This window comes from Mucilaginibacter aquatilis, from assembly GCF_009755275.1.
In the GTDB taxonomy this organism is placed as follows: domain Bacteria; phylum Bacteroidota; class Bacteroidia; order Sphingobacteriales; family Sphingobacteriaceae; genus Mucilaginibacter; species Mucilaginibacter aquatilis.
This window is the reverse complement of record NZ_WQLA01000001.1, coordinates 739,285-758,202: the sequence shown is the minus strand read 5'-3', so window position 1 is coordinate 758,202 and position 18,918 is coordinate 739,285. Positions and strand designations below refer to the sequence as shown.

Sequence of the window (18,918 nt, the reverse complement as noted above, 5' to 3'; positions counted from 1 at the left end):
TAAAACTTATTTTTGCTAGCAAATCAAAATACACACTTGGACAGGACAGTTATTATTGGCACCCGTGGTAGCGAATTAGCCTTATGGCAGGCCAACTTTGTTAAAGATAGTTTAGCTGAAATTGGCGTAACCGCCCAGCTAAAAATTATTAAAACCCAGGGCGACCGTATCCTGAACCTTAGCCTTGATAAGCTGGAGGGTAAGGGTTTTTTCACCAAAGAACTGGAAGAAGAACTGATGGCCGGCACTATTGATATTGCCGTACACTCGCACAAAGATTTGCCTACCGAGCATCCGCCGGGCTTAATTATCGCAGCCGTATCTGAGCGTGAAGACCCGTCGGAGTACTTAATTATTTTGAAAGATTGTGTTGACGTAAAGCAAAAGCTATCGGTTAAGTTTGGGGGTTTGGTTGGTACCTCATCAAACCGTCGTAAAGCCCAGTTGCGTGCCCTGCGTCCTGATTTGGAGATGGACGATTTGCGCGGCAACGTGCCTACCCGTATTGGCAAACTGCGTAGCGAGAGTTATGACGCCATTATGCTGGCAAAAGCCGGCGTGGTGCGCTTAGGTATTGACTTAAGCGAATTTCATGTAGAGGAACTAACTCCAACCGAGTTTGTACCCGCCCCTGCGCAAGGTGCTTTAGCTATCCAAATACGTGAAACCAATACTGATTTGTTTGAGGTTTTACAAAAGCTGCACCACCCAGAGGTTGCAGAGGCTTTGGCTGTTGAACGTACTGTACTTAAAAGCTTTGGTGGTGGCTGCCACATGCCTTTGGGCTGTTACTGCCGCAAACACGAGGGTGAGTACCATGTGTTTACCTCTAAAGCCGATACCGAAAATGACCTTCCCGACCGTATGTTTATCAGCGCCAAAAGCACTGAGGGACTGGTTGACAAAATACTAGCCAAGTTTGATAAAGAGCGCAAACTGGCTAACAAGGTATTTATATCAAGGGAGCTGCCAGCATCAAGTTATTTCCGCCGTGTGTTGGAAAAACATGATGTGGAAATTGAAGCCCGCTCATTGATCCGCACGGTGCCGGTAATGACCATATTGAATCCTTACGTTTTGCAGGGTGTTGATTGGGTTTTCTTTACGAGCAAAAACGCGGTGGAATACTTTTTTCAACTGAAGCCACAGTTTAGTCACCCGGTTAAGTTTGGCGTAATGGGCAGTGGATCAGAAGATATGCTGCGCCGTAACGGCCACTTTGCCGATTACGTAGGCGATAGCGGCGACACGGCTGAGGTAGGTGCCGAATTTGCCAAACTGGCTAACGGCCAACATGTGTTGTTTCCCGGTGCCGAAAACCCGATGAGGAGCATTCACAAAGCCCTCTCGCCCGAAACCAGAGTAGTTGACCTGCCGGTATACGAAACCGTGTTAGAAGAAAGTGCCGAAGGCACCAATGCCGATATATTGGTGTTTACCAGTCCATCAAACGTGGAAGCTTATTTTAACGATAACCTGCTGGATAATAACCAGCGCGTTATAGCCATAGGCAAATCAACCGGCAACAAATTACAAGAAATGAATATCTCTTACACCCTGCCGTTCTCACCTGATGAGGTGGGATTGGCCGAAGCGGTGTTTGGGCTTTAAAATCGAATTGTGGTTCATGGTTCATGGATCATAGTTCATAGCAAAGGTGTTGATAGCTCAGTTCTTTCATGAACCATGAACTATCAACCATGAACTAAAATTATGCTACAACGACCAAGAAGAAACAGAAAGAGTGAAGTGATCCGGCAAATGGTGCAGGAAACACATGTGAGTGCGGCAAATTTGATATTCCCGCTGTTTATTGTAGAGGGAGCGAATCAAAAAACGGAGGTTTCTTCGATGCCGGGCATTTACCGGTACTCAATTGATAATTTACTGCGCGAGGTGGAGAGCTGCATGAAGTTGGGTTTGAAGTCGTTTGATTTGTTCCCTAACATTGATGAAGCATTAAAAGACCAGTACGCTACCGAAAGTCATCGCGATGGTAACCTTTACCTGCGTGCTATCAGTGCAGTTAAAAAGGAATTTCCAGAGGCTTGCGTAGTTACCGATGTAGCCATGGACCCATACAGCAGCGATGGACACGACGGCATTGTACAAAACGGCGAAATACTGAATGATGAAACATTGGAAGTATTAGGCAAAATGGCTTTAGCCCACGCCCGCGCCGGTGCCGATATTATTGCACCATCAGATATGATGGACGGAAGAGTAGGCTACATACGCAATGTGCTTGATGATAATGGCTTTACCGGCGTATCTATCATGTCATATACCGCTAAATATGCCAGTGCGTTTTATGGTCCGTTCCGCGATGCGCTGAATTCAGCTCCTAAGTTTGGCGACAAAAAATCGTACCAGATGAACCCGGCTAACCAGCGCGAAGCACTTATTGAGGCCGAACTTGACGAAGCCGAAGGTGCCGACTTTTTAATGGTAAAACCTGGTTTGCCGTACCTCGACGTTATAAAACTCTTAAAAGATAACACTGAGCTGCCCATTGCTGCTTACAATGTAAGCGGTGAGTACGCTATGATAAAAGCTGCCGTGCAAAACGGATGGTTAAATGAGCAACGTTCGGTAACCGAAGTGTTATTGAGTTTTCGCAGGGCAGGCGCATCGGCAATTTTAACTTACCACGCTAAAGAAGTGTTGGAGAACAAGTGGCTGTAATTTGAAGGTGAAAGGATAAAGGCGAAAGGTAAAAGGTTTCAAACCTCAAAAAGTACCTTTCGCCCTTCACCTTTCACCCTTAACCTAATATAAAGGATGTCTGATAACGTAAAAGAAATAAGCCGTGAAAAATCGGCTGCATTATATGCTAAGGCGCAAACGTTTTTTCCGGGTGGGGTAAACTCGCCGGTTAGAGCGTTCAAATCAGTGTACGGCACCCCTCTTTTCATAAAAAAAGGTGATGGAGCTTACCTGTGGGATGCTGACGATAATCAATTTATTGATTTTTGTGGCTCATGGGGTCCGCTTATTTTAGGACATAACCACCCTGCCGTGCGCGAAAAGGTGATGGAGGTGATGCAGAACGGTATGTCGTTTGGTGCACCAACCGCTTTAGAGAACGAACTGGCCGAACTTATTTTGGGCAATAATCCGTTCATCGAAAAAATACGTTTTACAAGCTCGGGTACCGAGGCGGTTATGTCGGCCATTAGGCTGGCCCGAGGCTACACCAAGCGCGATAAGATATTAAAGTTTGAAGGTTGCTATCATGGCCATACTGATTCTTTACTAGTTAAAGCCGGTTCAGGCCTGGTAACATTTGGCGAAACCTCATCAGCAGGTGTACCAAAATCTTTTGCCGATGAAACTATAGTAATCGCACTTAATGACAAAGAAGCATTGGCTCAGGCGTTTGAAGATTTTAAAGATCAGATAGCTACAGTAATTATTGAGCCGGTACCTGCCAACAACGGTTTGCTGCTTCAACACAAGGAATTTTTACAGTACCTGCGCGAAATTTGTACGGCAAACGGCACCTTGTTAATTTTTGATGAGGTAATTTCCGGTTTCCGTGTGAGCTTCACTGGTGCGGCAGGTTTATACCAAATTCAGCCTGATATTATTACCTATGGTAAAATTATTGGCGGAGGGTTGCCTGTAGGTGCTTACGGTGCATCGGCACAAATTATGAGCAATGTATCGCCCGAAGGGCCGGTTTACCAGGCGGGTACATTGTCGGGCAATCCGGTTGCAATGGCAGCAGGTATAGCTCAAATAAGCGAGTTGTTAAAACCTGGCTTTTATGAAGACTTGTCGGCCAAAACAGAAGCATTTGTGAATGATATTACAACCTTTGTAAACGAGCGCAATTACCCGGTTAACCTTACGCGTATTGGTTCTATCTTTTGGTTTGCGTTTGATACCAAAGAAACCATCCGTAAAGCCGAAGACATTGATCCGCAAAGCATGAGCAAGTTTAAGCAAATGCACTTCGAACTTTTAAACCGTGGTGTTTATTTTGGCCCATCGGGTTATGAAGTTGGGTTTGTATCTGCCGCTCACACTACCGATTTACTTAACCAGGCAAAACAAGCTATATTTGATAGTTTAGAGGTGATATTTGGATAGATAAAGGTTCTTGGTTCATAGTTTCTGAGTGCCAGCTTTGCTATAAACTATGAACCACCAGCTATAAATTGATTTATGAAAAGACCATTTGTTATTTTCTACGCGCTTATCATTTACACCGTTATGGAATTGGTGTGGTGGGGGTATATGCTTTTAAAGCTGCAGCCCGAGCGTACGGGCATGATACTAGGCGAAGGTTCGATGTTTGTTATGGTTATAACAGGCGGGGCTATACTGTTTCATAAATCGCTTACTAAAGAACGCCGCTTACAACATCAAAAAAAGAATTTTTTACTCTCGGTTACGCATGAGCTGAAATCACCTTTGGCTTCCATAAAACTTTATTTGGAAACCATTCAAAAGCGAACGCTGACCAAGCAACAGGTTGAAGACTTTGTGGGCAAGTGCTTGCTTGACGTTGACCGCCTGAATGATATGGTTGAAAATATGCTGCTGGCCGCCAAGATCGAAAACCAGTCTTACACCTTCCCAAAGCAGCAGTTTAACATTTCGGTATTGGTTGATGGTATTATTAACCGCTTACAAATAAACCGGTGCGATATGCATCAGCAATTAATTAACGCCGAAATTGAGCCAAAGCTTGAAGTAACCGGCGATAAGTTTGCCTTAACATCGGTAGTTACTAATTTAATTGAGAACGCAATTAAATACTCAAAACCCTGCGAAACTGTAGATGTAAAACTGTACGCCCGCGGCAACAGAATACACCTTGAGGTGGCCGACCACGGCATTGGTATAGCAGATGAAGAAAAAAGCCGTATTTTTGAACGTTTTTACCGTGTAGGAAGCGAAGAAACCCGTAACACAAAGGGTACAGGTTTGGGTTTATACATTGTAAAACAAGTGCTGGATAAACACCAGGCGGTAATTAATGTACGTGATAACCGTCCGGCGGGCAGTGTATTTGAAGTTATTTTTGGTTAAACCATTTCAACAAACCTGTAATGACAAAAAAAAGAATCCTTTTGGCCGAAGATGAAGAACATCTTTTAGAAGCCATTAAATTAAACCTCGAGTTAGAGGGTTATAAAGTAACAACAGCCAATAATGGTAAAAAAGCACTTCAAAAGTTTAAAGAAGAGCGTTTTAACTTGGTAATTTTAGATGTAATGATGCCTGAGGTTGATGGCTTTGTAGTGGCCGAAACCATCCGTTTGGAAAACTCGGAGGTCCCTATCATGTTCCTAACGGCTAAAAATACCAATGAGGATAAAATTCAGGGCCTTAAAAAAGGTGCTGATGATTATCTTACCAAGCCTTTCAATTTAGAGGAGCTAATTTTACGCGTTAACAACCTGGTTAAGCGTGGCCTCAAAGGCGACGACTTGAAAGAGTTTAACAGCTACAAAATTGGCGACAAAACCATCCATTTCAACTCATTTGAATTAATTAACGAAGATGGTTCGGTTACGCCTTTAACTAAAAAGGAAACCATGCTGTTGAAGCTGTTGATTGAGCGCCGTAACGAGGCCGTATCACGCGAGCAGATATTGGAGACGGTATGGAACTACGACGTTTACCCATCAACCCGTACTATTGACAACTTTATATTAACCTTCCGCAAGTATTTTGAACCCGATCCAAAAAATCCGGTTTATTTTCATTCCATTCGTGGTGTAGGCTATAAGTTTACTGATCATCATTAATGTTTACCAATAAAGCCCGTATACTTGTAGCTATTGCTTTTACGCTGCTTATGATATTTTTTATCTATAAGCAAACGTACCAGCTGGCTGCCGTAGCACTGCTTTTTGTTGCTTTGCTGGTATGGGGGTATTTTAAAGAAGGACCTATTATATTAGCTGCAAAGCAATTTCACCTTAAAGATTATCATAAGGCCGAAGAGTTGCTGCTGCAAATTAAAAACCCTGAGTGGTTAAGCCGTAAACGCCGTGGTTTCTATGAGTTTATGATGGGTGGCATTAGCTTGCATAAGCAGGAGTACACCACGGCCGAACAGCATTACGAGCAGGCGGCTCAATACCCGTTACGCTCAGTTAATGACCATGTTGCCGCCTTGGTGCATATTGTAAATATTAATATAAGGCAAGGCAACTATGAAAAGGCCGAAGCCTATTTGCAGCTTGCCGAAGAAAAAGGTGATAAAATAAGTGCTAAAATGCGCGAGGTAATTACTAAGCTTGAAAGCGAATTAGCCTTGCGTAAAAATTGATATGAAGCAGGCTGTGCAGGCCGGCTATTTTTATATGAAAGATTCATTATTTATTAAAGCCGCATTATCACAGCCAACCGAGCGTCCGCCGGTATGGATGATGCGCCAGGCAGGCCGTTTTATGCCGCAGTATTGGGAAATCAAAAACAAGTATTCGTTTTTGGAAATGTGCAAAACACCCGAAATTGCTGCCGATGTAACTATGTTGCCGGTTGATTTGCTGGATATTGATGCGGCTATCCTTTTTTCTGACATATTAGTTACCGGCGAGGCTATGGGTGGCGATTTAAGCTTTACCCAAGGCGTTGGTCCTAAGTTTGCAAACCCGGTACGTACCAAGGCCGATGTTGACAATTTACAGGTTGATGTGTTAGATCGCCTGCAATACGTAGCCGATGCTATCAAAGTGATACAGCAACGCTTAAATGGCCGTATACCCCTTATCGGTTTTGCCGGTGCTCCGTTTACTGTAATGAGTTATTTGGTTGAAGGTGGTTCATCACGTGATTTTAAGCTCACCAAGTTGATGTTGCATAATCAGCCCGAACTGGCTCATCAACTGCTATCAAAAATTGCGCAGGTTACTGCCGATTATCTTAACCTGCAAATTGAAGCCGGCGTGAATGCCGTTCAAATATTTGACAGTTGGGCACAAGCTTTGGCGTGGGATGATTACAAAGAATTTTCTCATAATTATATTGCGCAAATCATCAGCAAGTTGAACCGTAAAGATATTCCGGTAATATCTTTTTGTAAAGGGAGCTCGGTATTTGCCCCGTTAATGGCAGAGGCTAAACCTGATGTAGTTTCGATTGACTGGAATGTTGATTTGCTTGATATGAAGCAGCGCTTACCACAAGGCATTGCCGTACAAGGTAACCTCGATCCGCATATTTTATATGCCGATAAAAGCGTTATCAAAGAGCGTATTCACCGTCTGTTTAATCGCATGAAAGATGAGCAGGGTTATATATTCAATCTCGGTCATGGCATTATGCCTGATATTCCGTTTGATAATGTGAAGTACGCTGTTGAAGTAATTAAAGAATACAGATATTAAGACATCAATCTCCTCCCGTTAAAAGGAGGAGATTGCCTTTTAAAATAACAAGTAAAGCGCACCAATCAGGGTGCCGTATCTTATGTACCTATACGTAAAAGCCATACATATAATATTTGTAGTCAGCTGGATGGCCGGTCTGTTTTATGGCGTACGTTTGTTTATTTACCACACCGAGGCGCAAGATAAACCGGAGGTTGAGCGTAATGTATTAACCGCGGAATACGTGCGCATTGAGAAACGACTCTTTAATATCATAGCCACCCCGGCAATGATACTTACGTTGCTGGCAGGCATAACCATGGTGTACTTTGATACCACCTTGATGCGGGCCAACTGGCTTATTGTTAAGCTATGCTTTGTGGCTGGCCTGGTAGCTTATCACTTAAAGTGCCAAAGCATTATGGAAGATATGCGCCACGGTAAATACAAATGGACATCTTTCCAACTTCGCCTTTGGAATGAGGTTGCTACCATTTTTCTGTTTGCTATTGCATTCCTGGCGGTACTTAAAAGCGCTGTAGATTGGTTGTATGGCATGGCTGGTCTGATAGCATTTGCGGCTATTATCATGTCGGCTGTGAAAATCTATAAAAACTATAGGGTTAAGAAAGGAATAAAGTAAGGTTGAGTTAATTTAATCGTTATTTTGAAGCAGCGGAAGGGTTAAGCGCCTCCGCCGAAGCAATCTTGGAGTTCCGGTGTGCTGTACTTCCTCATTACTTCGACATCCAATGCTCTTCCTGCATCTGTCTTGCAATGACATGATTATTGTATCGGCACCAATGCCGTGGTTTACATTCTCATGTACAACTTTATTTTCAAATCACCACCCGGTGCACTATACTTTCTTAAACAATAATTCTACCCAAAAAACCCTTATTATCAATATATTTAAACCAGATTAACCTATGGCCGAAAAATTGGAGTTTAATTGCACTCAAGACGATCTGCAAAATCTAATAAAAGGTAACACTCTCATTGCCGATTTTCTGAATGACTTATTTACAGAGCCTGCAAAGTACGCCCAAATGTGCACCGCCCTGCAATCTTATCACCGCAATGATGGTGGTTCGCCTGAGGTGCATTCTTTTACAATTGAAAATACTGCATTTGATGCTAACGCAATGTTGGGCCGCTTCAGGTGCCGATTTAAAGTAATGTATCATTATACCTGTTCTGATGTTCATAACACCGCAGGAGATACTATTGACTGGACCTTTAAAATTACACACCAAACGCTTCAATTAACCGGTGAAGAGGTACTGGAGCGAGATGGCGATGAATTTTAAAAAATATTTATAAAGTGATGCAACCATTTCCCTGCATGTATCATCTTACCTACAAATGCTGTTTTTAAAACATAAATATTCAACCGAAGACTTAATTGCTAAATGCAAAACAGCCGACCGCAAATGTCAGGAGTTGCTTTATAAGCAATTCGCTTCAAAAATGCTTGCGGTTTGTATGCGTTATGCAGTTGACAAAATGGAGGCTGAAGACATGTTACAGAATGGCTTTGTAAGGGTGTTCCAAAAAATAAATGACTATCGCGGTGATGGCAGTTTTGAAGGATGGATGCGCCGTATTATGGTGCATAGCTCAATTGAGTACTACCGCAAACATCATAAGATGACTTTAGTTGATATTGACGAGAGTGGTTATGAGCAACCGGTTAATGCTGCGGCTGCTTCCAGCCTCGAAACTAAAGACCTGATGGCCTTAATACAGCAATTGCCTGCAGGTTACCGTATGGTATTTAACCTTTATGCTATTGAGGGTTACTCACATCGCGAAATTGCTGATATAGCAGACATTACCGAAGGAGCATCGAAATCGCAGCTATCAAGGGCACGCACATTATTAAAGCAAAAGATTGAACAATTGGAGGGAAAGCTATATGAATATGCAGGATAATGAATTAGACGAACTGTTCCGTTCAAAGCTGGGTGGTTTGGAAATGCAACCATCCGCTCATATATGGGATAATATTAATGCTTCCTTGGGAAAGGAAAAAAAGAAGCCTTTAATACACACGCTTAGTATTGCGGCTACTTTACTTGTTATTTTATCGGCCGGAATGTGGTTTGCATCAAATAAACCGGCAAAAGTTGAGCAGGCTCACGCATCTGTGGTAAATAAAAAGGTTAATGCGATAAAACAGCTTCAAGCTACTAATACTAAGTCTGACCTAATCAACCAGCCAGTTGTTAGCGTTAAAAAAGCCGATGAAAATATTGAACAAGTTGCAGTTACGAAACGTAAGCCTTTAGGTAAGCAAGCAACAGTAAATGCGCAGCCGGTAAATGAGGCTATTCATGATGCTGCCACTATTACTAACGAACCTGAACAAATATTAGCTGCAGTTGTAAATGTTCCTGTAAATAAGCCGGTGCTGCCAGAAATGGCTTTAACTACCAAAACCATTGATACTGTTCCTGCTGCCTTGAAAACAACTCATTCTGTTTCTTCTCCAACGCTAATGGCTCAGCAGCCCGAAAAAAGAAGAAGACGTGGGATACACTCGTTGGGAGGTATCATCAATGCTGTAGTTTCGGCGGTGGATAAACGCGAAGACAAGTTTATAGAGTTTACCGAAACTGACGAGGATAATGCTAACGTTACAGGAATTAACCTTGGCCTGTTAAAAGTTAAGAAAGAAAAATAAGATTAAACATATTCAACTTAAATAATCATGAAACGCTCAATTATAATCGCAATAATTACGGCCTGCGCAACCGGTGCGTTTGCGCAAAGTACTACAACAACTACTACCACCAAAACAGTAGTAACAACTAATGACAAAGGTGATACTGTACAGGTGCGTACTGATACTGTTAAAACTAAAAAAAAAGGCTTTAGGTTTAGCTTCGGTAAAGGTGAAGATGCGGCTTCAGTGTCGGTAAACCGTCGAGATACTATAAGAACGGAGGATAAGCCATCTAAAGCTCCGGGCTTTTCATGGGGGCTTACACTATCAAGGTTAGATTTGGGTTTGGCTACACTGGTTGATAACGGGAGTTTCAATTTATCGCCTCAAAACAATTTTCTTCGCTATCGCTCATGGAAAAGCAGTAACGTTGGCTTTGATTTCATTCAGGTAGGATACCGTTTTAACAGTGCGTTCCGTATTTACGTTTCAGGTGGTTTAGACTGGACTCACTTCCGTTTGCGCGAAGACATTACCATACAAAAGGAGCAGCCCGGTGATCTAGGCCTGGTATACACCACAGATAATATTGATTACAGTAAAAACCGTTTTACCTCAAGCTACTTCCGCATACCTTTAACCTTTGACTGGAGAAGCCATGTAAATAGCGAAGGTAAACGCTTCCATATAGCAGGCGGACCAATGTTAGGCGTACTATATAACGGCCGTGTTAAGCAAATAAGCGATGAAAACGGCAAACAAAAGGCCAATGATAATTATCATTTTACCAAATGGCGCTATGGTATGACTGCCCGCCTTGGTTACGGTGCCTGGGGCGTGTACGGTAAATATTACTTTAACGATATGTTTGACACCCCAGTGCAAAATGGATTGCGCAACTTTTCGTTCGGTATTATGTTAGGATTTTAAACATATAACGATATCTTAAAGCAAAACGACCACTCAAATAAAATTACGCCCTCTTACAGAGGGCTTTTTCATTTTTAAAAAGTGGCATTCACGATAGATTTAGATGGGGTTATGTATCTTTACCCCGATGGCAGATTCTACCCCTTTTTTACAAGCTATTTCAGTAAATAAAGTATATCCAGGCAAACAGCAGTCGGGCGTTAAAGATGTTAATGTAACTATACAGCCCGGCAAAATAACTGCCATTATTGGTGAAAGCGGTAGTGGTAAAAGCACACTGCTTAAATTGCTTTTCGGTCTGTTATCTCCCGACTCTGGCGAAATACGCTTTCAGGGTGAACGCGTTTGGGGGCCGGTGGAAAAATTAATACCGGGTCATGATGCCATGAAAATGGTAACCCAACATACCGATGATCTGAATTTGTATGCAAAAGTATGGGATAACGTAGCCTCGCTCATGCCCAATACTAACCTTAAAGCTAAGCAGGAAGAAAGCGAAAAGGTACTCCGCCAGCTCAATATGTTCCACCTGGCCGATAAGCGGGTGGCCGACCTGAGCGGCGGTGAAAAACAACGCGTAGCCATTGCCCGCGCTTTAATTAAACGCCCGCAGGTGTTGTTATTGGATGAGCCATTTAACCAGGTTGATACCACCTTTAGAGACGGCTTGCAACAGGATATACGCCACATTGTAAAGCAAACCGGCATAACAGTCATCATCGTATCGCACGATCCAACTGAGGTGCTTTCCATGGCCGATGAATTGATAGTAATCCAAAACGGAAGTATACTGGAAAGCGGTTCGCCTAAGAAACTGTACAATGAGCCACAAAACCTTTATACAGCACGTTTGCTCTCCAATTGCAACGTACTGCTGCGCGAAGAAGCACGCGCCCTACGCATTAAAGCCGTAAAGGAAAAAGTGGTGATATACCCTGAATGGATAAAGCCTGTAAGTTCGGGCGAAAATATAGACTGGACGATCAAAGAAATTCTTTTCAAAGGCTCACACGAAGCCATCTACTTAGAGTATGGCCCCATTGAAGTGCACTTTACCAACCATGAACCTGGCTTGTTTGACAATTACAGCCACTTAAATGTACGGGTGGCTAAGTACCTGGAATTTTAAGAAAAGCTGTTATTACCAAAATATCCCGTTAGCTATTTCCTCAAATAAAAAATGTCATTTCGACCTAAGGAGAAATCTTTTCAAGGCGATTATCTTGCCAATTTGAAAAGATCTCTCACTATCGTTCGAGATGACATAGTGTATAAGTTTTTCTTAAGAGAATTACACCAAGTACTCAAACAAAGTTTGGTCCTGGTTTACTTCAATAACGTCAAACTTGTAATCTTTCATGCGCTGCAATAGGGCAGGGTATTCATCGGCACTTTTTAGTTCGATGCCTACTAAAGCAGGTCCGCGTTCGCGTTCGGTTTTTTTGATGAACTCGAAACGGGTAATATCATCATACGGGCCTAAAACTTCGTTTACAAATAATTTCAAAGCGCCCGGGCGTTGCGGAAAACGCACGATGAAATAGTGCTTTAAGCCTTCGTATAAAAGTGATTGCTCCTTGATTTCGCCCATGCGGTCAATATCGTTATTGCCGCCGCTTATTACACAAACTACCTTTTTGCCTTTAATCTGGTCTTTAACCAAATCCAACGCCGATACCGATAGTGCGCCTGCAGGTTCAACCACAATTGCATCTTCGTTGTATAACTTTAAAATAGTAGTGCAAACCTTACCTTCGGGTACGTGTAACATATCATCAAGCACCTCGCTGCAAACCTGGTAAGTTAATGCGCCTACACGTTTTACTGCGGCACCATCAACAAAACGGTTAATTTGCGATAGGGTATAAGGTTGCCCTCTGCGTATAGCTTCCACCATTGACGGTGCACCCTCGGGCTCAATGCCAATAAGTTTGATGCTTGGATTAATTTGCTTAAAAAAGCTTCCCACTCCAGCGGCTAAACCTCCGCCACCTACCGGCATTATTATAACCTCGGCATCGGGCAGGTCTTCGTGTATTTCTACACCTACGGTGCCCTGGCCTTCCATAATGCGGTAATCATCAAATGGTGGGATAAAGGTCATGCCGTTGGCTTCGGTATAAGCCAAAGCTTCCTGCAGGCAATCGTCAAAGGTATCGCCAATTAAAACAATCTCCACATTGCCATTACCAAACATTTCGGTTTGTTTAACCTTTTGCTTCGGGGTAATGCCGGGCATAAATATTACGCCTTTAATGTTCAGCCTGCGGCACGAAAAGGCTACCCCTTGTGCATGATTGCCTGCGCTTGCACAAACTACACCCTTAGCTAATTGCTCGTGCGGGAGTTGACTGATCATGTTGTAGGCGCCACGTAATTTATAAGAACGTACCACCTGCAAGTCTTCGCGCTTGAGGTAAACCTCGCATGAGTATTTGTCTGACAACCCTTGGTTAAATTCCAGCGGGGTACGACGAACCACATTTTTTAAACGCTCCTGCGCCGCAGCAAAATCAAGCTGTTTTGTATTGGATTTGGTTTCCATCGTTATGATTGTTTTACCAAACGATGTGCTACTAAACTCAGTAAGTCGGTATCGTTTATATCTAATTTATTATCGGCTAACTTCAAAAAGTTTTGATATACAGTAGCCAGTTCTTCTTTGCCCAAAACATGGCCTAAGCGGTCTAAGTGATACTTTAGGGCATGGCGGCCACTGCGTGCGGTTAACACAATGGTAGCGCTCGGGAAGCCTACATCTTCCGGACGAATAATCTCGTAATTCTCGCGGTTTTTAAGGAACCCGTCCTGGTGGATACCTGAACTGTGTGCAAAAGCATTGCTGCCCACAATGGCCTTATTAGGCTGAACCGGCATGCGCATTTGCGTGCTAATCATGCGGCTTAACTCATAAAAGCTTTGCGTATTAATATTGGTATGTAAACCTAAAGACTGGTGAGTTTTGAGGATCATGACCACTTCCTCAATAGAAGTGTTACCTGCACGCTCGCCAATACCGTTAATGGTACCCTCAATTTGGCGGGCACCGTTTTGTAAGCCGGCTACAGAGTTGGCGGTAGCCAAACCTAAATCGTTATGGCAGTGTACCGATATAATGGCTTTGTCAATATTCTTTACGTTCTCTTTCAAGAAACGGATTTTGCTGCCATACTGGTCGGGCAGGCAGTAGCCATTGGTATCGGGGATGTTTACCACGGTTGCACCTGCGCCAATAACCGCTTCTACCATTTTAGCCAAATATTCAATGTCGGCACGGCCGGCATCTTCGGCATAAAACTCAATATCTTCTACCGATTTTTTGGCGTACTTAACTGCTTCAACAGCACGCTCCAAAATCTCTTCGCGGGTGCTATTAAACTTTGTTTTGATGTGCATGTCCGAAGAGCCAATACCCGTATGTATACGTGGGCGTTTAGCGTATTTTAACGCTTCTACAGCAGCATCAATATCACCTTTGTGAGCGCGGGTTAGTGCACACACGGTAGGGTTGGTAACGGCTTTGGCAATTTCTACTACGCTCTGAAAATCGCCCGGGCTCGATGCCGGGAAACCGGCCTCGATAATGTCAACGCCCAGCGCTTCCAGTTCGCGCGCAATCTCTATCTTTTCAGGCGTGGTTAACTGGCAGCCCGGTACCTGCTCACCATCGCGTAGGGTGGTGTCAAATACATATACTCGGTTTGGATCGTGTAACATAATATTTTTGTTTTTTTAGTAGCAAGTATCAAGTAGTTAGTATCAAGACAGTGCTTATCAAATATGAAAACTACTGTCTTGATACTTGATACTAACTACTTGATACAAAAGACTACTCCTTCACCGCCGTAAATCTTAATCTTTTATAATCTGCATACCATTGGCCGTTCTCGTTGTAGTGCGGCTCTAGTATGTCGGTTATCTCCTGTAATAGTTTGGGTTGTTCTGTTTCGGGTATGCCAGTAAAATATTGGGCGCCGAACATTTTTATCCATTTGGCTACACCCTTGTCGCCATCCTGTAATGGTGTTTTACGGTCAAAGTGAACCGCAAAAGTTACTCTAAAACCATGCAGTTCCAGTAAACTGGTGTACTCGCCTAACGATGGGAAGTACCAAATCTGTGTTTCGGCTTGCATGGTGTAGCCATGTTTTACAAGCACCTGTTTAATGGCCGAGCGTAGCTTTCCAATATTACCTTTACCACCCATTTCGGCTACAAAACGGCCGCCGGGCTTTAAGGCTTCATAAACTGATTTAATTACACCGCCCGCATTATGTACCCAATGCAGTGCAGCGTTAGAAAAAACGGCATCATACGGGTATTCTACGGTAAAATTTGCAGCGTCAGTCACCTCGAAATTAACCGTAGGGTATTTAAAACGAGCCTGCGCTATCATTTCGGGCGAGTAATCAGTTCCCGTTACATCCGCACCTTTGTCCTGAATTTGCTTAGTAAGGTCGCCCGTACCGCATCCAATATCCAGTATGGATTCGCCCGGTTTTACAGCCAGCAATTCAAGCACGTTTTCGCCAAATTGCGAAACAAAGCTGTGTTTGTCGTCATATAAATCTGCGTTCCATTTCATAAAGCCCCTCCTAAATCCTCCTCGGGTGGGAGGATTTGTTATTTGGAAATTTATTCAGTTAATTTTTTAATTCAGTAATTCTGATTCAGAGATTATGTTAATGCCGGTTTTGATAAAAACTGTAATACCATTTCGCCCATGGCTTTAGTACCTAAAATTTTATCGGGCTGGGTTAAGGTATCGGCAATATCGCCGGTACGATAACCTGCTTTCAGTACATGGTCAATAGCCGTAGTAATACGTTTGGCTTCGTCTTTTAGGCCAAAGCTAATCTCCAACATCAGGGCAACTGATAGGATAGAAGCAAGCGGGTTTGCCTTATCCTGTCCGGCAATATCATGTGCCGAACCGTGTATAGGCTCAAAAAAGCCGGTACCATCACCAACCGAAGCTGATGCCAGCATACCCATTGAACCTGCAATTTGCGAAGCCTCGTCGGTTAGAATATCACCAAAAAGGTTAGCGGTTAACACCACGTCGAACTTTTTAGGGTTTTTCACCAATTGCATAGCCGCGTTGTCAATAAACATGTGCTCGGTTTCAACATCTGGGTATTGCTTGGCAATTTCCTGTACTACCTCACGCCACAGGCGTGATGATTCGAGTACATTAGCTTTATCAACCGAACATAAACGTTTGCTGCGCGCTTGTGCTGCCTGGTATGCTTTGTGTGCGATACGCTCCACTTCATAACGGTGATAGATCATCAGGTCAGACGCGGTATTGCGGTCCTCGCTGCGCGATTTTTCGCCGAAATAAACATCGCCTGTCAGTTCACGGAAAAACAAAATATCGGTACCACGCAATACAGCAGGTTTCAGGCTCGATGCATCCAGCAGCTCATCAAACAGCATGATAGGGCGGAGGTTGGCATACAAACCAAGCTCTTTGCGTATTTTAAGCAAACCCTGCTCCGGGCGTACCTTTGCCGATGGATCATTATCATATTTAATATGACCAATGGCACCGAATAGGATAGCATCACTGGCCTTGGCTTTTTCCAAAGTTTCATCTGGCAGTGGGTTGCCTGTGGCTTCAATACCTGCATGGCCCATTAGTGCCTCATCATAAGTGAACTCATGGCCGTATTGTGATGCTATTTGCTCTAAAACTGCTTTGCCCCAGGCGGTAACCTCAGGGCCAATGCCATCGCCCGGGATGACCAATATGTGTTTTTTCATATAATAACTCTAACCCCCCGGCCCCCTGAAGGGGGAGCAGAAGAGTTTGTATATTTAAATAGTGAGTAATTAACTCCTGTTCCCCCTTCAGGGGGTTAGGGGGTTTGTTTTTCAAACTCCTCTACCAAAGCTTTCTTGCTTAAAATGTAATCAATATCATCGTAACCGTTTATCAAACAGGCTTTTTTGTACGGATTAATTTCAAAGCTTTCCTGCTCGCCGGTGCTTACTATTTTGATGAACTGATTTTCTAAATCTACCTCAACTTCGGCGTGCGCATCTGAAAATACAGCTTCAAACAGGTTTTTTAAAAACTCATCGCTTACCTGAATTGGCAGCAGGCCATTATTAAGCGCATTCCCTTTAAAAATATCAGCAAAAAAGCTGCTTACAACTACGTCAAAGCCATAGTCTGATATAGCCCACGCTGCATGTTCGCGGCTACTACCGCAACCAAAGTTTTTACCGGCTACCAGTATTTTACCAGAGTAAGTTGGATGATTGAGCACAAAATCCTCCTTAGGATTATCGTTCTCATCAAAACGCCAGTCGCGGAACAGGTTGTTGCCAAAGCCCTCGCGGGTGGTGGCTTTCAGAAACCTTGCCGGGATAATCTGGTCAGTATCAATATTCTCAATAGGCAACGGCACTACCGAGGTTTGTAAATGTTTAAAAATCTTAGTTGCCATAGCTTTCCTTTGTTCGTGCATTCCGCCTGTGGCGGAAAGGCATTAACTAACTAACTCCTCCTGTTGCAAAAATGAACGTATATCCGTTACCTTACCCGTAATAGCCGCCGCAGCAGCAGTTAACGGACTGGCTAGTAATGTACGTGAGTTTGGTCCTTGACGACCTTCAAAGTTGCGATTTGAGGTTGATACGCAGTATTTGCCTGCAGGTATCTTGTCCTCGTTCATGCCTAAACAGGCACTGCAACCTGGTTCGCGCAGTGGGAAACCTGCTGCTTCAAATATTTTGTCCAAGCCTTCTTCAATGGCTTGTATTTGCACTTGTTTTGAGCCGGGTACTACCCACACAGTAACGTTATCGGCTTTGTGTTTGCCTTTTACAAAGGCTGCAACTTCGCGCAAATCTTCAATGCGTGAGTTGGTACAGCTGCCGATAAATACGTAATCTATAGGTTTGCCTATTAATGATTCATCATCGTGCAGGCCCATATAGTTAAGTGCCTTTGCATAAGAGCCTTGTTCTTTAGCCTCAAAGCTGGCCGTTTCGGGAACATGCTGAGTAATACCAATACCCATACCCGGGTTGGTACCATAAGTTATCATGGGCTCAATGTCTGCAGCGTCAAAATAGAGTTCGCTGTCAAACTGAGCGTCTGCATCAGAATATAGGGTTTGCCAGTAGGCAACCGCTTTGTCCCACTCTTCGCCTTTAGGGGCAAATTCGCGGCCTTTTACATAGTCGATAGTGGTTTGGTCGGGCGCAATTAAACCACCGCGGGCACCCATTTCGATGCTCATGTTGCAAATGGTCATGCGGCCTTCCATGCTCAGGGAGCGGATGGTGTCGCCTGCGTACTCCACAAAATAACCGGTACCGCCAGCGGCCGATATTTTAGAAATGATATACAGGATAATGTCTTTAGCGCCTACGCCTTTTTGAAGTTGTCCGTTCACTTCAATTTTCATGCGTTTTGGGCGTTGTTGTAACAGGCATTGTGTTGCCATAACCTGTTCAACTTGTGAAGTGCCTATACCAAACGCAATAGCGCCAAAAGCGCCGTGGGTTGAGGTATGGCTATCGCCGCATACATATGTGCAGCCCGGGCGGGTGATGCCCAGTTCGGGACCAATTACGTGTACTATACCCTGGTAAGGGTGACCTAAGCCGTAAAGCTCGATGCCAAACTCCGCACAATTCTTAGTCAGCATATCAACCTGGTAACGCGAAAGCTCCTCCTTAATAGGCAGGTGCTGGTCCCAGGTGGGTACGTTATGATCGGCAGTGGCCACTGTTTGTTTTGGCCTGAAAACGGGTAAACCACGGTCGCGCAAACCATCAAAAGCCTGCGGGCTGGTTACCTCGTGTATAAAATGCGTGTCGATGTATAAAATATCGGGGAAGCCTTCGTTGCTGCTTACAACGTGTGCATCCCAAATTTTATCGAATAATGTTTGTCCCATTTCCTCTTTTAGTATAAAGTAGTAAGTATAAAGTAGTAAGTACCTATTAAAGATGGTAAGTTTTCCGTCTTTG

General features: G+C 43.6%; 19 protein-coding genes. 13 read left to right on the top strand and 6 right to left on the bottom strand.

Going from position 1 to position 18,918, the window contains the following annotated elements:
* The first annotated feature begins 36 nt into the window (after positions 1 to 36).
* The 13 genes from hemC to GO816_RS03380 all read left to right on the top strand — a co-directional run bounded on the left by hemC (position 37) and on the right by GO816_RS03380 (position 12,058).
* Positions 37 to 1,611 carry a hydroxymethylbilane synthase gene (gene hemC, locus GO816_RS03440; protein ID WP_157539939.1) on the top strand — a complete coding sequence of 525 codons (1,575 nt, stop codon included), beginning with the start codon at positions 37 to 39 and terminating at the stop codon, positions 1,609 to 1,611.
* A 102-nt stretch (positions 1,612 to 1,713) separates the two neighbouring features.
* Entirely contained in the window at positions 1,714 to 2,685 is a 972-nt protein-coding gene (hemB, locus tag GO816_RS03435; protein WP_157539938.1) for a porphobilinogen synthase, read from the top strand.
* A gap of 96 nt (positions 2,686 to 2,781) precedes the next feature.
* Positions 2,782 to 4,095, top strand: coding sequence for a glutamate-1-semialdehyde 2,1-aminomutase (gene hemL, locus GO816_RS03430; RefSeq protein WP_157539937.1), 1,314 nt, complete (start codon positions 2,782 to 2,784; stop codon positions 4,093 to 4,095).
* 75 nt (positions 4,096 to 4,170) lie between these two features.
* The gene (locus tag GO816_RS03425; protein WP_157539936.1) at positions 4,171 to 5,040 is read left to right on the top strand and encodes a sensor histidine kinase; all 870 of its coding nucleotides are present in this window, start codon (positions 4,171 to 4,173) and stop codon (positions 5,038 to 5,040) included.
* Positions 5,041 to 5,060: 20 nt separating this feature from the next.
* Positions 5,061 to 5,762 (top strand): response regulator transcription factor, encoded by a 702-nt coding sequence (locus GO816_RS03420; protein ID WP_157539935.1) that lies wholly within the window; start codon positions 5,061 to 5,063, stop codon positions 5,760 to 5,762.
* On the top strand, positions 5,762 to 6,289 hold the full coding sequence (locus GO816_RS03415; RefSeq protein WP_157539934.1) for a tetratricopeptide repeat protein: 528 nt from the start codon (positions 5,762 to 5,764) through the stop codon (positions 6,287 to 6,289). The genes GO816_RS03420 and GO816_RS03415 overlap by 1 nt, the downstream gene beginning before the upstream one ends.
* 34 nt (positions 6,290 to 6,323) lie before the next feature.
* Positions 6,324 to 7,349 carry a uroporphyrinogen decarboxylase gene (gene hemE, locus GO816_RS03410; RefSeq protein WP_157540160.1) on the top strand — a complete coding sequence of 342 codons (1,026 nt, stop codon included), beginning with the start codon at positions 6,324 to 6,326 and terminating at the stop codon, positions 7,347 to 7,349.
* An 82-nt stretch (positions 7,350 to 7,431) separates the two neighbouring features.
* Complete coding sequence (locus tag GO816_RS03405) at positions 7,432 to 7,974, top strand: CopD family protein (protein WP_157539933.1); 543 nt, start codon at positions 7,432 to 7,434, stop codon at positions 7,972 to 7,974.
* A gap of 286 nt (positions 7,975 to 8,260) precedes the next feature.
* Positions 8,261 to 8,641, top strand: a complete 381-nt coding sequence (locus GO816_RS03400; protein ID WP_157539932.1) for a hypothetical protein — start codon at positions 8,261 to 8,263, stop codon at positions 8,639 to 8,641.
* A gap of 58 nt (positions 8,642 to 8,699) precedes the next feature.
* The gene (locus GO816_RS03395) at positions 8,700 to 9,266 is read left to right on the top strand and encodes an RNA polymerase sigma factor (RefSeq protein ID WP_394350652.1); all 567 of its coding nucleotides are present in this window, start codon (positions 8,700 to 8,702) and stop codon (positions 9,264 to 9,266) included.
* Complete coding sequence (locus GO816_RS03390; protein ID WP_157539930.1) at positions 9,250 to 10,017, top strand: hypothetical protein; 768 nt, start codon at positions 9,250 to 9,252, stop codon at positions 10,015 to 10,017. The genes GO816_RS03395 and GO816_RS03390 overlap by 17 nt, the downstream gene beginning before the upstream one ends.
* Before the next feature lie 27 nt (positions 10,018 to 10,044).
* Entirely contained in the window at positions 10,045 to 10,929 is an 885-nt protein-coding gene (locus GO816_RS03385; RefSeq protein WP_157539929.1) for a porin family protein, read from the top strand.
* A gap of 127 nt (positions 10,930 to 11,056) precedes the next feature.
* On the top strand, positions 11,057 to 12,058 hold the full coding sequence (locus GO816_RS03380; RefSeq protein WP_198171405.1) for an ABC transporter ATP-binding protein: 1,002 nt from the start codon (positions 11,057 to 11,059) through the stop codon (positions 12,056 to 12,058).
* Between the two features lie 162 nt (positions 12,059 to 12,220).
* Here GO816_RS03380 and ilvA read toward each other — a convergent pair whose 3' ends face one another.
* The 6 genes from ilvA to leuC all read right to left on the bottom strand — a co-directional run bounded on the left by ilvA (position 12,221) and on the right by leuC (position 18,845).
* A complete protein-coding gene (gene ilvA / locus GO816_RS03375; protein WP_157539927.1) occupies positions 12,221 to 13,474 on the bottom strand; it encodes a threonine ammonia-lyase IlvA in 1,254 nt (417 codons plus the stop codon).
* A 2-nt stretch (positions 13,475 to 13,476) separates the two neighbouring features.
* Positions 13,477 to 14,646: a 2-isopropylmalate synthase gene (locus GO816_RS03370; protein WP_157539926.1), complete on the bottom strand. Its 1,170-nt coding sequence runs from the start codon at positions 14,644 to 14,646 to the stop codon at positions 13,477 to 13,479.
* Between the two features lie 112 nt (positions 14,647 to 14,758).
* Complete coding sequence (locus GO816_RS03365) at positions 14,759 to 15,514, bottom strand: methyltransferase domain-containing protein (protein WP_157539925.1); 756 nt, start codon at positions 15,512 to 15,514, stop codon at positions 14,759 to 14,761.
* Between the two features lie 92 nt (positions 15,515 to 15,606).
* Positions 15,607 to 16,695: a 3-isopropylmalate dehydrogenase gene (leuB, locus tag GO816_RS03360; protein ID WP_157539924.1), complete on the bottom strand. Its 1,089-nt coding sequence runs from the start codon at positions 16,693 to 16,695 to the stop codon at positions 15,607 to 15,609.
* A 95-nt stretch (positions 16,696 to 16,790) separates the two neighbouring features.
* The gene (leuD, locus tag GO816_RS03355; RefSeq protein ID WP_157539923.1) at positions 16,791 to 17,384 is read right to left on the bottom strand and encodes a 3-isopropylmalate dehydratase small subunit; all 594 of its coding nucleotides are present in this window, start codon (positions 17,382 to 17,384) and stop codon (positions 16,791 to 16,793) included.
* 42 nt (positions 17,385 to 17,426) lie between these two features.
* Positions 17,427 to 18,845: a 3-isopropylmalate dehydratase large subunit gene (gene leuC / locus GO816_RS03350; protein WP_157539922.1), complete on the bottom strand. Its 1,419-nt coding sequence runs from the start codon at positions 18,843 to 18,845 to the stop codon at positions 17,427 to 17,429.
* Between the last annotated feature and the right edge of the window lie 73 nt (positions 18,846 to 18,918).